This is a genomic window from Brevundimonas sp. (assembly GCF_046295775.1).
Lineage (GTDB): Bacteria > Pseudomonadota > Alphaproteobacteria > Caulobacterales > Caulobacteraceae > Brevundimonas.
On sequence record NZ_JBKBML010000012.1, the window covers coordinates 43,282 to 56,856 of the forward strand.

17 protein-coding genes are annotated in these 13,575 nt (G+C 68.7%); 7 read left to right on the forward strand and 10 right to left on the reverse strand.

Features of this window, described 5'->3' with window-relative positions; translation table 11 throughout:
* The first annotated feature begins 5 nt into the window (after positions 1-5).
* Positions 6-224: a hypothetical protein gene (locus tag ACK4I0_RS08965; protein WP_409610099.1), complete on the forward strand. Its 219-nt coding sequence runs from the start codon at positions 6-8 to the stop codon at positions 222-224.
* Here the strand turns inward: ACK4I0_RS08965 and ACK4I0_RS08970 are convergent.
* Positions 221-907 carry a class I SAM-dependent methyltransferase gene (locus tag ACK4I0_RS08970; protein WP_409610168.1) on the reverse strand — a complete coding sequence of 229 codons (687 nt, stop codon included), beginning with the start codon at positions 905-907 and terminating at the stop codon, positions 221-223. The two genes, ACK4I0_RS08965 and ACK4I0_RS08970, sit on opposite strands and share 4 nt — an antisense overlap.
* Before the next feature lie 115 nt (positions 908-1,022).
* Between ACK4I0_RS08970 and ACK4I0_RS08975 the strand changes: the two genes are divergently transcribed.
* The 3 genes from ACK4I0_RS08975 to ACK4I0_RS08985 are packed head-to-tail and all read left to right on the forward strand — an operon-like array spanning position 1,023 to position 2,624.
* Complete coding sequence (locus tag ACK4I0_RS08975) at positions 1,023-1,430, forward strand: hypothetical protein (RefSeq protein ID WP_409610101.1); 408 nt, start codon at positions 1,023-1,025, stop codon at positions 1,428-1,430.
* Complete coding sequence (locus ACK4I0_RS08980) at positions 1,427-1,624, forward strand: helix-turn-helix transcriptional regulator (protein ID WP_409610103.1); 198 nt, start codon at positions 1,427-1,429, stop codon at positions 1,622-1,624. Before ACK4I0_RS08975 ends, ACK4I0_RS08980 begins: the two co-directional genes overlap by 4 nt.
* Positions 1,625-1,655: 31 nt before the next feature.
* Entirely contained in the window at positions 1,656-2,624 is a 969-nt protein-coding gene (locus tag ACK4I0_RS08985) for an alpha/beta fold hydrolase (RefSeq protein ID WP_409610105.1), read from the forward strand.
* On the opposite strand, the gene ACK4I0_RS08990 is transcribed toward ACK4I0_RS08985, so the two are convergent.
* Positions 2,621-3,460, reverse strand: coding sequence for a PdaC/SigV domain-containing protein (locus tag ACK4I0_RS08990; protein ID WP_409610107.1), 840 nt, complete (start codon positions 3,458-3,460; stop codon positions 2,621-2,623). The genes ACK4I0_RS08985 and ACK4I0_RS08990 overlap by 4 nt on opposite strands.
* 24 nt (positions 3,461-3,484) lie before the next feature.
* Positions 3,485-4,510 (reverse strand): UbiA family prenyltransferase, encoded by a 1,026-nt coding sequence (locus ACK4I0_RS08995; RefSeq protein ID WP_409610109.1) that lies wholly within the window; start codon positions 4,508-4,510, stop codon positions 3,485-3,487.
* A gap of 101 nt (positions 4,511-4,611) precedes the next feature.
* Between ACK4I0_RS08995 and ACK4I0_RS09000 the strand changes: the two genes are divergently transcribed.
* Positions 4,612-5,718, forward strand: a complete 1,107-nt coding sequence (locus ACK4I0_RS09000; RefSeq protein ID WP_409610111.1) for a serine hydrolase domain-containing protein — start codon at positions 4,612-4,614, stop codon at positions 5,716-5,718.
* On the opposite strand, the gene ppk2 is transcribed toward ACK4I0_RS09000, so the two are convergent.
* Complete coding sequence (gene ppk2 / locus ACK4I0_RS09005) at positions 5,715-6,461, reverse strand: polyphosphate kinase 2 (RefSeq protein WP_409610113.1); 747 nt, start codon at positions 6,459-6,461, stop codon at positions 5,715-5,717. The two genes, ACK4I0_RS09000 and ppk2, sit on opposite strands and share 4 nt — an antisense overlap.
* A gap of 61 nt (positions 6,462-6,522) precedes the next feature.
* Between ppk2 and ACK4I0_RS09010 the strand changes: the two genes are divergently transcribed.
* Both ACK4I0_RS09010 and ACK4I0_RS09015 read left to right on the forward strand, forming a co-directional pair.
* Entirely contained in the window at positions 6,523-7,290 is a 768-nt protein-coding gene (locus ACK4I0_RS09010) for an extensin family protein (protein ID WP_409610115.1), read from the forward strand.
* Between the two features lie 185 nt (positions 7,291-7,475).
* Entirely contained in the window at positions 7,476-7,679 is a 204-nt protein-coding gene (locus ACK4I0_RS09015; protein ID WP_409610117.1) for a cold-shock protein, read from the forward strand.
* Positions 7,680-7,690: 11 nt separating this feature from the next.
* On the opposite strand, the gene ACK4I0_RS09020 is transcribed toward ACK4I0_RS09015, so the two are convergent.
* From ACK4I0_RS09020 to lspA, 6 genes are all read right to left on the reverse strand, one after another.
* Positions 7,691-8,617, reverse strand: coding sequence for a DMT family transporter (locus ACK4I0_RS09020; RefSeq protein ID WP_409610119.1), 927 nt, complete (start codon positions 8,615-8,617; stop codon positions 7,691-7,693).
* 50 nt (positions 8,618-8,667) lie between these two features.
* The gene (locus ACK4I0_RS09025) at positions 8,668-9,681 is read right to left on the reverse strand and encodes an adenosine deaminase (RefSeq protein WP_409610121.1); all 1,014 of its coding nucleotides are present in this window, start codon (positions 9,679-9,681) and stop codon (positions 8,668-8,670) included.
* A 33-nt stretch (positions 9,682-9,714) separates the two neighbouring features.
* Positions 9,715-11,517: an arginine--tRNA ligase gene (argS, locus tag ACK4I0_RS09030; protein ID WP_409610122.1), complete on the reverse strand. Its 1,803-nt coding sequence runs from the start codon at positions 11,515-11,517 to the stop codon at positions 9,715-9,717.
* Positions 11,514-12,179, reverse strand: coding sequence for a Tat pathway signal sequence domain protein (locus ACK4I0_RS09035; protein WP_409610124.1), 666 nt, complete (start codon positions 12,177-12,179; stop codon positions 11,514-11,516). Before ACK4I0_RS09035 ends, argS begins: the two co-directional genes overlap by 4 nt.
* A gap of 102 nt (positions 12,180-12,281) precedes the next feature.
* Positions 12,282-12,845 (reverse strand): DUF3035 domain-containing protein, encoded by a 564-nt coding sequence (locus ACK4I0_RS09040; protein WP_409610126.1) that lies wholly within the window; start codon positions 12,843-12,845, stop codon positions 12,282-12,284.
* 62 nt (positions 12,846-12,907) lie between these two features.
* Positions 12,908-13,414 carry a signal peptidase II gene (gene lspA / locus ACK4I0_RS09045; RefSeq protein ID WP_409610128.1) on the reverse strand — a complete coding sequence of 169 codons (507 nt, stop codon included), beginning with the start codon at positions 13,412-13,414 and terminating at the stop codon, positions 12,908-12,910.
* Positions 13,415-13,575: the final 161 nt, after the last annotated feature.

Here is a 13,575-nt window from a genome sequence, read left to right on the forward strand (position 1 = left end):
GCAGGATGGAAGAACTGAGCCTTAGCCCCCGCCGCTACGTCGTTCGTGAGACCGCCGCCTGGCGCGCGCCCTCGGCCACTCGGTTTGATTCCCGGCCCGCCAATGACGCTGAGGTGGCGGTGCAGGCCGAAGCGGCCGTAATGCCGCGCTGGTTCCTGGTGATAGGAGGCGGCGTGGCCGCAGCTCTGATGGGCGCCGCATTGGGCGGAATGCTGGCGCTCTAAGGCATCCGCCACACCCGGCTGCGCTTGACCTCCTGATCCTCCAGCTCGCGTGTAGTCGGGACCGTGTATTCGGCCAGAAACTCCAGACCCTCACGCGGAAAGTAGCTGCGCCCGGGATCGCCGATCAGCACCTCGGAGCCGACCGCTCGCGCCTGGCGAAGCCAGGTCAGAACCCGCTCAGTCATCGGCTTTTCGTAGCAGACGTCGCCGGCCAGGATCAGGTCCGCCTTGGGCGGCGGCGCGTCCAGCAGGTCAGCGTCGGTGAACGCCAGCGACACCCCGTTGGCCTCGGCGTTCAGCGCCACGGCCGCGCGGCAAAAGGGGTCGATGTCGGCGCACAGGACGGACGTCGCGCCCGACTTCATCGCCGCCACCCCCACCAGGCCGGACCCGCTGGCGAAGTCGACGACGCTGCGTCCGCGCACCGCTTCTGGATTGTCCAGCAGCCAGCGGGCGATCGCCTGACCGCCGGCCCAGGCGAAGGCCCAGAATGGCGGCGGCAATCCCATCGCGCCCAGTTCCTCTTCGGTCAGACGCCACAGCGGCGTCACCTCGTCCGCCAGCCAAAGCGAGATTTCCGGCGCATGCGAAACCGGCTGAAGCCGGGTGTTGGCCAGGATGAAATCACGAGCGGTTTCAGGCGTCAGGAGCCTGGATGGGGTCGGCGGCGAAGCGGCGTGCATCATCGATCATAGCCGCGCGCGCCCCTCGAACCAATGTCAGGGCACCCTGATAAAAAGTCAGGTTGACATTACATAACGCGCCTGTCAGGCTAGCCTTACATTCAGGGAGGCGACATTGATCAGAGCTTGGAAAGAAGGCACGGCGGCGCACAAGCGCTACGTCATCCGCACCATGGCCTTCATGGTCCCCTATATGCTGATCTGCGTTGCAGCGATGGGCGGGGCTTTCGATGAGCTCATCGGCAAGCCTGCCGGTTGGCTTTTGGCGATCGTGGTCTCGGCGCCCGTCATCGGGCAGATCTGGGCGACCCTGGCGCTGATCCGCGACAGCGACGAATATGTGCGCGCCATGACCGCCAGACAGTTCATCATCGCCACGGGCATCGCCCTGGCCGGAGCGACCCTGTGGGGCTTTGGCGAGACCTTCGCGGGCGCGCCGCATCTGCCCTCATGGCTGGTCTATCCGCTGTTTTGGGGCGCGTTCGGCTGCGTCGCGCCCTTCGTCCAGAGCTCCAGGGCATGAGGAACCGGCTCAAGCTGCTGCGCACCGAACGCGGCTGGACCCAGGCCGATCTGGGCGAAAGGCTCGGGGTCTCGCGCCAGGCGGTGAACGCCCTGGAGACCGAGAAGCACGACCCCTCTCTCGACCTCGCCTACCGTATCGCCGCCCTGTTCGAGCAGGCGGTGGAGGATATCTTCGACAATCCCCACGCCTGAGGCGCGGGCCACTTTTCCAAAGGAGCCGACAATGTTCAACGCCCTCATCTGCGGGCGCGTGAAGACGCGCGCCCAATCGACCGCCAGGCCGTCGCGCTGGAAGGCGGCCCTGATCGGCCTGGCCGTCTGCACGCCCAGTCTGATGGTCGGGGTGCAGGCCTGGGCCGAGGCCCCCAGCGTCGTGCGGGCCGCGCCTTTCACCTCCGACCGGCTGTCGGTCGAGGTTCTGGGGCAGGGGCCGGACCTGATCCTGATCCCCGGCTTCGCCTCGTCTCGCGAGGTCTGGCGCGCCACCGCCGAGCGGCTCAAGGCCACGCATCGGGTTCATCTGGTGCAGCTGGCCGGATTTGCGGGCGAACCGTGGACGCACGGCGACGGTCCGTTCGTCGACCCGGTCGTGGCCGAACTGGATCGCTATATCCGGTTACAGAGCCTCTCTGCGCCGGCGGTGGTGGGTCATTCGATGGGCGCTCTGATCGGGCTGAAGCTGGCCCAGGCCCATCCGGGCGACGTCGGGCGGCTGATGAGCGTGGACAGCCTGCCGTTCTTCTCGGCCCTGTATGGCCCCCAGGCCACGGCCGAGACGGCGCGCCCGTTCGCCGACCAGGCCGCGCGCGCCATCCTGACCACCGACGAGGGCGCCTTTCGCGCGGGGCAGGGTGGCACGGCGCAGGGGCTCAGCCGCGATCCCGCTACACGCGAGGCCATGGTGGACTGGTCCATGACATCTGACCGCCGCGCCATGGCTGCGGCCATGCGCGAGGTCATGACGACCGACGCCCGACCTCAGCTTTCGGTCATGACCACGCCCGTCACCGCCCTTTACGCCGCAGACGCGGACGGCGGCGCGCCCTCGGCCATGGCCGATGCGCTATGGTCGCGTGAATACGCGGCGCTGCCCAATGTCCGACTGATCCGCGTGGATGACAGCCGCCATTTCATCATGGCCGACCAGCCGGAGCGGTTCGCTCAGCTGCTGGACGCCTTTCTGGCGGACTAGCTCTGACGCGGGGTGACGTCGCCGGTCCGCATCGGCTGGCCGGCGAACTCGCCTGCGTAGTCGCCAGCGATCAGCTGGGCGAAGGCGCTCTGCGGGATGGCGATCTGATAGGCGCCCTCGGCGTAGGGGCCGACTTGGTAGGGGCCGATCAGAAAGGTCAGCCCGCCAGCCTTGCCTGCCGTGGTGCCGGGCGTCAGCACGAAGGGCGTGGCCGACGCCCGTGGGCAGGCCCAGTCCTTGCCGCCCAGGGTCAGGGGCTCTGCCGACGGATCGCGGGCCTTCTTGGCCGTGTTGATCGCCGCGCATAGCGCGCGGTCCAGCGGCGACAGGTCCGCCCCGCGCGCGAACAGCTCGGCCGGCGTCACCATGCGCTTGGTCGTCTTGTCCCACAGCGCGGCGGAATACAGCGTGTTGGGGTGGGCCCCGCCGGTGAAGTCGAAGTCGCGGCGTTGCAGGCTGAACAGCCGGCTGGTCTCGGCGCCGGCGAAATAGTCGATCTGTTTCTCGTAGGGCGGCAGGCCCTGATCGCCGCCGGCCTCTGTGCGGTCGGCCTGGGCGCCCTCCACGAACTGTCGCAGGTCGCGCGTCGCCTGGGCGTAGGTCGCCTTGTGCAGGTCGGGCTGGGCCTTGATCGGTTCGGGCAGGGTCAGCTTGACCGAGGCGAACTGGTTCTTGCTCTCATAGGTCATCGGCGCCTGGGCGTCGGCCGGCGCGGTCGCCGTCGTCTGATCGCCGGGGGCGGGCGGGGCGGTGGTGGCGGCTTCGCGGCGGTCGCAGGCGGCCAGCACGGCGGAGGCGGCGACCCCGAGGATCAGCAGGCGAAGATGCGCGGTCATCCGTGAAAACTCCTGGAGACAAACTCAGACGGTCAAGCTTCCCAACGCGATGGCGGCCAGAAGGATCAGCCCCGTCGTGCGATTGCTGCGGAACAGGGCCAGGGCGCGCCGGGGGTCATCGAGTCGCAACCGCCTGACCTGCCAGACCAGATGCGCCGCATAGACGACTAGACCCAGGAAGAAGAACAGGCCCAGGCTCGCCGCCAGGCCGGCCAGCAGGGCGAACAGCACCGCCAGCGCGTAGAAGATCGCCACCCCCACGCCGGTTCGTCCGCCCAGGCGCCGGGCTGAAGACTTCACGCCCACCATGGCGTCGTCCTCGATGTCCTGCAGCGCGTAGATGGTGTCGTAGCCCAGGGTCCAGAACACTCCGCCCAGCCACAGCAGCACAGCGGGCCAGTAGGCGGCGGGATGCAGGGCGACGGTCCCCGTCTCGGCAGGGGCCTGCCACAGGAAGGGGCGCAACTCGCCGCGCAGCTCGGGCGGCAGGATGATGGCGGCGGCCAGGGGCAGGGCGGCCGCGAACCCCATCAGCGCGCCCCAGTTGAACGTCAGGCCCAGCCAGGCCTGCGGCCACCAGGTGATGCGCTTCATGAACGGATAGGCCGCCACCAGCGCCAGTGATCCGACTCCCAGCAGAATGGCTGCGACCGGCAGGGTCAGCAGGATCAGCAGGCTGATCAGGCTGCAGCCGATCAGGAACGCCCAGCCCTGCTTCACGCGGATCTGACCCGACGGGATCGGCCGGCCGGCGGTGCGCGCCACCTGGGCGTCGAAGTCGCGATCGACGATGTCGTTGAAGGCGCACCCGGCCGCCCGCATCAGGCAGGCGCCGACCGTGAAACCCAGCACTAGCCACAGTTCATACAGCCCCGGCGTCGCCCGATATTGCGCCAGCGCCAGCGCGATCCCCTGCAGGCCCGGCAGCAGCAGCAGCCAGATGCCGATCGGCCGGTCGAAACGACCCAGCTTCAACCACGGCTTCAGCCCATCGGGCGCACGCCGATCCACCCAGTTCGATCCGGCGTCGGGCAGGGGGGCGGAAGTCATGAAGGGCTCATAGCCGGGCGAGGCCGTCGCGTCATTACGGCTTTCTAACGTGCCTGGTCCGTTCAGGGCGGTTAGCGATTTCTGACGACAGGAGGCCACCCATGACCATCCCTCGCCGCGCCGTGTTGGGCGCTCTCGCCGCCGGGCCGCTCGTCGCTCCGACCCTGGCCGCCGCGCACGTCTCCGATCGCGACGCCTGGCTGGATGCGGCCTTCGCCGAGCACGGGCCGCCGGCCATGGCTGCGGCGGTCGTGGGCTCTCGCGGCCTGGATTGGTCCGGCGTGCGCGGCGTGCGGATGCTGGGCGAAAGTGAGCCGGCGACGTTGCAGGATCGCTGGCATCTGGGCTCCAACACCAAGGCCATGACTGCCGCTCTCTACGCCCGCCTGGTCGATCAGGGGCGGATGAAGCGAGACGCAACGCTGGCCGACCTATTCCCGGGCGCCGACATCCACGCGGACCTGGAGGGCGTCACCGCCGACGACCTGATGAACCACCGCTCGGGCCTGCTGGATCGCGAACTGATCACCCGCGAGGTGCTGGTCGCGGGTCACGCGGATCAGCGGCCGCTTCGAGGCCAACGCGCCACCTTCGCCGCCTCGACCCTGGCCAGGGCGCCGGGCGGCGCGCGTGGTTCCTTCGCCTACAGCAACGCCGGCTATATTCTGGCGGGCGCGGCGATCGAGCGGGCGTTGGATCAGGCGTGGGAGGATGCCCTGACCGCCGAGGTGTTCGAGCCGCTGGGTCTGTCAGCCGCCGGCTTCGGCGCGCCCGAAGGCGATCAACCGCGCGGACACCACACGGCCTTGGGCGGCGTGACGATGTCGGTCGATCCGGCGCGGGGGGACAATCCGGCCTTCATGCGTCCGGCAGGCGGGGCGCATATGTCGGTCGCCGACTACGCCCGCTGGCTTCAGGTCTGGCTGAACGGGGGCGAGGGCCTGCTGTCGCCGGAAAGCTTCCGCCACATGACCACGCCGCCCTCGGGCGAAGGTCGGCCCTATGCGCACGGCTGGATCATCAACCCCTCGGATCCGCTGGCGAACGGGACGCTGACCCTGGCGCATGAAGGTTCAAACACCCTGTGGCACGCCATCGCCATCGTCGCGCCCGACCATGGGCGCGGGGTTTTCGCCCTGGCCAATGAGTTCTCCAAAGGGGCTCCGGCGGACCAGACCTTGGCCGTGCGCCTTCTGCGCGACCGCTAGGGCGCGACGCGGCCCGGCGCCTTGCGGGCGGGAAAGACCACGTCGGGGTCGGGGCGCTCGGTTTTCAGGCCGGGCCGGCCCAGGCGCGTCAGGATGTGGCGCATGACGTTCAGCCGGGCGGTCTTCTTCTTGTCGGTGGCGATGATGGTCCAGGGGCCGTCCTCGTGGTCGGTGGCCTCGAACATGCGGTCGCGCGCGGCGGAATAGTCGCTCCAGCGCGCCTGGGCCTCGGCGTCCAGGGACGAGACCTTGAACCGCTTCAGCGGATCCTCGACCCGCGCGGCCAGCCGCTCGGCCTGTTCGGCCTTGGTGATGTCCAGCCACAGCTTGATCAGCGTAATGCCGTCGTCGGCCAGCATCCGCTCGAAATGCGGCGCGTCCTTCAGGAAGCGCTCGTACTGCTCGGGCGAGCAGAAGCCCATCACCGGCTCGACGCCCGCGCGGTTGTACCAGGACCGGTTCAGGATCACGGTCTCGCCCGCCGCCGGCAGGTGGCTGACGTAGCGCTGGAAATACCACTGGGTCTGTTCGCGCTCTGTCGGCTTGGGCAGGGCGATGACCCGGGTCTGGCGCGGCGACATGTGCTCGGTCAGCCGCTTGATCGCGCCGTCCTTGCCCGCGCTGTCGCGACCTTCGAACACGATCAGGGTCCGCAGACCCCTTTCGATGGTCCAGGCCTGGGTCTCGACCAGCTGGATCTGGAGACGCTCCAGCTCGGCGTCATAGTCGTCGCGCTTGCTCATGGCTGCGACTGTGGGCCGCAGCAGGCGGAGCCGCAAGCGTGTCCACGGCGTTGCGGTGGCCATGAGACGTGATCTGGCGAACTTCTGGACCGGGCTTAGCCTGCTGACGCTGGCCGCCTGCGGGGGCTTTCTGCTGCTGGACCGCTTCGCCCCGCCGCAAGACTTGCCCTGGACGCCGCTGGATCTGAACCAGCCGATCGGCATGGCGACCTCGGCCAAGGTGGCGCGGCTGGACGTGGCGCTGAACGCCTCTGAAGAGCAGGTCGAGGTGGCGACCGAGACCTGCATGGCCTTGTTGCGCGACGCGGGCGTTCAGGTCAGCCGGGCGGCGGATCGCAACGAGGGCGGCTTCTGCATCGTCCAGGGCGCGGTGCGGCTGACCGGCGGGACGACACCACTGGCCCCAGCCGGCGTGGTCATGCAGTGCCCGATGGCCGTGCGCCACGTCCTGTGGGACCGCCACGTCATCCAGCCCGCCGCGCTGGAGATCATGGGCGCCGAGGCCAGCCGGATCGACAATCTGGGCACCTACGCCTGTCGCCGCGTTTACGGCTCCCAAAGCCCGACCGACCGGCCCAGCCAGCATGCGCGCGCCAATGCGCTGGACGTGGCGGGCATCCGCCTGGACGACGGGCGCACGGTCTCGGTGCTGCGCGACTGGGACGGAGAGGGGCCGGCGGGGCCCGAGGCGGCGACCTTTCTGCGGCGACTGCGCGACGGCGGCTGCCGCCTATTCGGCAATGTCCTGACGCCCGACTACAACGCCGCCCACGCCGATCATTTTCATGTGGACGCGGCGCGTCGCGGGATTTGCGCCCGTTCGTCTTAACCAAGGACGCTCGCCTTTGCGGTTGACCGGTTCCATTTCGCGGGAGACAAAGCTTGCGCAGCCCGGATTTCGCGGGGTCCAAACCCGCGTCTCGCTCCTTCGTCCGAACGAGCTTGTCCAGATGGGCTGACGGGTCATCCCGCGTGGAGACCCGCCTGGCAAAGCGCGTTTACGGAGACGCAGATATGGCGACCGGCACGGTCAAGTGGTTCAACTCCACCAAGGGCTACGGCTTCATCCAGCCCGAAGACGGCGGCAGCGATGTGTTCGTTCACATCACCGCCGTCCAGAAGGCCGGCCTTCAGGGCCTCGATGAGAACGCCAAGGTCGAGTACGAGCTGGAAAACCAGCGCGGCAAGACATCGGCGATCGATCTCAAGGTCCTCTAAGGCCTGAAAACCTAGATCGAGACGGGCGCGGGGGCTTTGGCTTCCGCGCCCGTTTTCGTTGGCGGCGCAGGCAGGCTGCGGCTGGACCACTGGGCCAGCACCACGCCGCCCAGCACCAGCGCGCCGCCCAGCGCCTGCACCGGCGTCAGGGTCTCGCCGAATATCCACCAGCCCAGCAGGCCCGCCGTGACCGGCTGGATCAGCACCGTCACCGCTGTAAGGGACGCCGGCAGCCGCCCCAGCGCCCAGGCCACGCCGCCCTGGCCGAACACGTGCATGACCGCCAGGCCGATGCAGGCGGCCCAGCCGCCGGCGCTGGCCGGAATGATACGCTCGCCCAGCATCAGCGCGACCAGCAGCAGCGGAACCACGCCCACCGCCGTGGCCCAGAAGGTGATGCGCATGGCCCCCGCCGTCGCCCGCGCCGCCTTCACGGCCAGAAAATAGCCCGCGTACCAGAGCGCGACCGACAGGCTGAAGATGTCGCCCAGAAGCGGATTGGTCCCCTGCGCGCCGTCCGCGCCGGCCGCCATGGCGAAGGCCCCGCCCAGCGCCAGACCGAGCGCCAGCATGAACAGCCGCTTGGGCGTCTCCTTGAAGACGATCCAGCCGAACGCGGTCACGACGACCGGGGTCAGGTTGCACAGCACCGTGGCGTTGGCGACCGAAGTCATGACGATGCCGTAGTGCCAGAAGCTGAGGTCCAGGGCGAAGAAGGCGCCCGCGACCACCATCCATTTGCCGGGCAGGCCCAGGCCCCCGCTGCCCGGCCGTGCGCACAGCAGCGCCAGCAACGGCAACGACAGCAGAAACCGCCAGAAACCCGCGGCCGCCGGCCCGGTGTCGGTCAGCCGCACCAGGATCGGGGCCAGCCCCAAAACGGCGGCGCACAGGATCAAAAGGCCGAGCGCGGCCAGGCGGGGCGAGGGGCGTGACATGTCGCCACGCCCTTAGGCCGGGTTTCGCACCCGCGCCAGCAGACTTTCGTTCAGGCCGCCTGAGCGGCGTAAGCCCGCACCTCGGCGATGCGCGCGGCCTTGTCAGTCTCGGGCAGGAAGCTGCCTTCAAAGCTGTTGATCGCCAGCTGCGTCAGCTGCTCGCGGCTCAGGCCCACCGCGTCGGCCAGCTGGGCGTAGTTGGCGTTCACATAGCCGCCGAAATAGGCCGGATCGTCGGAGTTCAGCGTCACGTGCAGGCCGCGACGAAGCATCTCCGGCACGGGATGGGCCTTCAGGTCGTCGACGACGCAGAGCTTCAGATTGGACAGCGGGCAAACCGTCAGCGTCATCCGTTCGGCCGCCAGGCGCGCGATCAGGGCTTCGTCCTCCATCGATCGATTGCCGTGATCCATGCGGTCGATGTGCAGCAGGTCCAGCGCCTCGTGCACATAGGCCGGCGGGCCTTCTTCGCCCGCATGGGCGACGCGCTTCAGGCCCAGCTCGCCGGCGCGATCGAAGACGCGGGCGAACTTGGACGGCGGATGGCCGACCTCGGACGAATCCAGGCCCACGCCCGCGATCCGGTCCAGATAGGGCTCGGCCTGACGCAGGGTTTCGAACGCCGCATCCTCGTCCAGGTGGCGCAGGAAGCACAGGATGAGCTTGGAGGTGACGCCCAGCTCGCGCTCGGCGCGTTGCATGCCGTCCCACAACCCGTCCAGAACCGTTTCGAAGGCCACGCCGCGGTCGGTGTGGGTCTGCGGGTCGAAGAAGATTTCGGCGTGGCGCACTTTGTCGTCAGCCGCACGCTGGAAATAGGCGAAGGCCAGATCCTCGAAGTCCCGACGCGTCAGCAGCACGTTTGCCCCGGCGTAGTAGATGTCGAGGAAGTCCTGGAGGTTCGAGAAATCGTAGGCCGCCCGAACTGCTTCGACGCTCTCGAACGGAATCGCCACACCGTTTCGCCGCGCCAGCTCGAACATCAGCTCGGGCTCCAGCGAGCCCTCGATGTGCAGATGCAGTTCGGCCTTGGGCAGGCCGGCGATGAAGGCGTCAAGCGACATGAACTGGGTCTCCGAATGGCGACCCAGTCTAGCCTACATACGCTCGGGCGTGTCGATGCCGAGGAGGGCCAGCGCGGTTTCCAGCTGATGCAGGGTCGCCTCTGCCAGCGCCAGACGCGAGCCGCGCGACGCTTCGTGGCCCGGCGCCAGGATCGGGCAGGCGGCGTAGAACTTCGAGAAGCTCTGGGCCAGCCGATAGGCGTGCTCGGCGATCAGATGGGGGGCGCGCTTGTCATAGGCGTCGGACGCCGCTTGGTCGAAGGCGTCCAGCGTTAGGGCCAGATCGCGCTCGGCCGGTTCGGCGATGACGATGTCGGCTGCCGTCGCGCCCTGGTCCGCCGCCTTGCGCAGCAGCGATTTGATGCGGACGGCCTGGTACAGCAGGTAAGGCCCGGTCTTGCCCTCGAAGCTCATGAAGCGGTCGAGGTCGAAGACGTAGCTGGTCGTGCGGGCGTTCGACAGGTCGGCGAACTTAAGCGCCGCGATCGCGACCTTGTGGGCGATGGCCTCGAACTCTTCGGCCGGCAGGTCGTCGCCCAGTTCGGCCTCGCGCAGACGTTCGCGCGCCTTCTCCGTGGCCTGATCGATCAGGTCGCGCAGTTTCAGCACGCCGCCGGCGCGGGTCTTGAAGGGCTTGCCGTCGGTCCCGTTCATGGTGCCGAAGCCCAGATGCTCCAGCGAGCCTTCGGGGGCGTAGCCGGCCAGATAGGCGGCGCGGAACACCTGTTCGAAATGCTCGGCCTGGCGTTCGTCCACGACGTACAGGATCAGGTCGGGCGAGAGCGCCTTCTTGCGATCCAGAATGGTGGCCAGGTCGGTGGTCCCGTACATGGCCGAGCCTTCCGACGACACCACCAGCAGGGGCGGGGGCGAGGGGGCCTCGATCACCGAGCCGTCGGCCAGCTTCTTCTTGCGGGTTTCGCCGGGGCGGGCGACGTGGACCACCTGGGCGCCGTCATCCTCGACCAGCAGGCCCGTTTCCTTCAGGTGCGCCAGCATCTCGGCCATCTGCGGATCGGCATCGCTTTCGCCGTTCCACAGGTCGAAGTCGACCGACAAGGCGGCATATTCGCGCTCCAGCGCCTCGCGGCTGACGGCGACGAAGTGCCGCCACAGGGCGCGGTAGCCCGGCCGGCCGGATTGCAGTTCGGCGGTGGCTTTGCGGGCGCGGTCGCGGAAGGCCGGGTCTTCCTTGGCCTTGGCCGCGGCCTGAGGATACAGGCGATCCAGGTCAGCCAGCGTCACCGGCGTCTGCTCGGGGAAGGGACCGTCGCCCTCCGCCATGAAGGCGTCCGCCAGGCCCTCGTCACCGCAGGCGGTGATGAGCAGGCCCATCTGGAAACCCCAGTCGCCAAAGTGGGCGTCGCCCGTCACCGCGTCGCCCCGGAAGCGGAACAGCCGCTTCAGGCTCTCGCCGATGATGGCGCTGCGCAGATGGCCGACGTGCATCGGCTTGGCGACATTGGGGCCGCCGTAGTCGATGACGACCTGACGCGCGGCCGAGACGGGCGCGGCCCCGGCGCGGGCGTCGTCCGCCTTCACCTCGGCGGCGCGTTCGGCCAGGGCGCTGTCGGCGACCTTCAGATTGATGAAGCCAGGGCCCGCCACCTCGACCGAAGCCAGGCGCGGATCGGCGTGCAGCCGTTCGGCCACGCGGGCGGCCAGATCGCGCGGATTGACTTTGAGCGCCTTGGCGGCGGCCAAAGCGCCGTTGGACTGGAAGTCGGCCAGGTCGGGCCGGTCGGACGGCGTCACCCGGGCCAGGGCCGTGTCCACGCCTTCGGCGGCGAAGGCGGCCTGGACCGCTTCGCCCAGCGTGGTCTTCAGCGCGGTCATTGGGCGGCGGGACGCTCGGCGTTGGCGGCGCCCGCATCGATGCGGAAGCGGCTGCCCGAACGATTGAACTCGGCCATTTCCGGCGTCACGTCGAACCCGATGAGGATCTCGAAGTTTCCGCCCGAGGTGGTGATGGACGCGCGTGGGATCACGACCTGCTGCTCCTGCTGGACCTGGGTCACCTGAGAGCCCTGGAAGTTCACCGGCAGGTCGAAATATTCCTTGGCCAGAATGGCGCTGTTCCGCTCCGTCACCGCGATCCAGTAGCGATAGGTCCGTTGATCGCCTGCGGCCTGGGGACCGCGCCCCAGGTTGAACAACACGTTGATGTCCACCGTGATGGGATCGTTCTCGCGATAGCGGCAGTCGGAGTTGACGCCCTCGATCTCGCCCGTGAAGCCGACGGCGGCGGCGCTGGGCTGGTTGTTAGCCAATTCAACGAAACGCGCGGCGTCGTAGAGGATCTTCACATAGGGGCAGGGACCGGCGTTGGTCTGACGCCGAAGGGGGGCGAACCGCGGCGCGCGCCGTTGCTGCGCCTGCCCACCCTGGGCGCCCTGCTGCTGGCTTTGTTGCTGGCGGCCGGACTGCGCCTGGGCCGCGGCGGGAAAAGACCCGGCGACGAAAGCGAGGGCGGCGAGGGCGGTCAGGACGCGACGCATCAAATCGTTCTTCCGGCGATCGTGGAGGATGGGCCCCAAGGGCGCGCCCTGTCACGCTGTTGGCAGATAACGGCTAAAGCAGAGCCCGGCAAAGGCCCAGCCCTACAGGCCCGGCAGCTTGAAGCCGCGGCTCTGGCGCGGCTGGATCACGATGGCCTGACCGCCGGTCAGTTCCTGCAGTCGAGCATATTCCGTCGATGCATCGATGGTGCGCGCGCCTTCGGCGCCTTGGGTGGTGGTGGCGGCTTGGGAGGCGGCGTCGTCCCTGCGCCAGAACATCAGGCGGCGCGCCCAGCTCTCTTCCTTGTGGGCCAGATCGCCGAACTCGTCATCGACGACGTAGCGGGCCAGCGGATCGGCGCGCTCGGCGCCGGCCTGGGCGACCAGGGCCTGCTCGCCGGCGGTGCGGGTCACAGCCTGGCGCTGACCCAGAAGGATCTGGCGCGCGGCGCTTTCCGGCGCCAGTTCCTGTGGGCGGGGCTGACCCAGCGCCGGCGGACGCAGGCCGTATTCGGGCGGCACGCTCAGCGGAGCGGTCGACACCGTAACGAACTCGTCGGGCGTGACCTTGGTCAGGCCCACGCTCTGGCGCAGGCTGCCGCAGGCGGTCAGGGCGAGGGCGGTCGTGGCCATGAGGGCGAGGGCGGCGACGCGGCGTTCAGTCATGATCGGCATGGGCTCCGGGCGCGCTACGGGGCGCGAAGGGTCGGCTCTTAAGGACCGGTTGATTACGACTTTTCGGGGGCCGAGCCAACCTTGGCGGGCCGTTCCGACAGGAGGCTGTCCAGGATCAGAAGGATCACGCCAATGGTGATGGCGCTGTCCGCCACGTTGAAGATCCAGGGGAACAGGCCGGTGCCGGAAAAGTCGAGAAAGTCCACGACGCCACCGAAGCGGATGCGGTCGATCACGTTTCCAACGGCGCCGCCCATCACCAGCCCGATGGCGGCGACCAGCAGGCGACGCTGCGCCTTCAGCGCCCACCAGGCCAAGGCGATGGCGACCACGATTGAGAAGACGGCCAGGGCCCAGCGCGCCGCCCCGCCGCCGAACAGGCCGAAGCTTACGCCGTCGTTCAGCACAAAGCTGAAGTTGAAGATCGGCGGCCAGACCTCGACGCGGCCGACCTCGCGCAGCTCCAGACCGTAAAGGATCCAGGCCTTGGTGATCTGATCAACGACGATGATGGCCAGGGCCAGGCCGTAGGCGGCGAGGGCGGAGCGCGACAGCTTCATGCGGCGCGGTTAGCAGGCGCGCGCGCAAGGGGGAAGAGGCGGCGCGGTCGCGCTCGCGCAATCGGCGCCGAAAGCCTGCTAAAGAAGAAAAAAGGCCGCCCGACGCGGGTCGGGCGGCCGACTTCGATCCGGCCCGGCCCGGCGGGGTCGGTTGGCGGGTC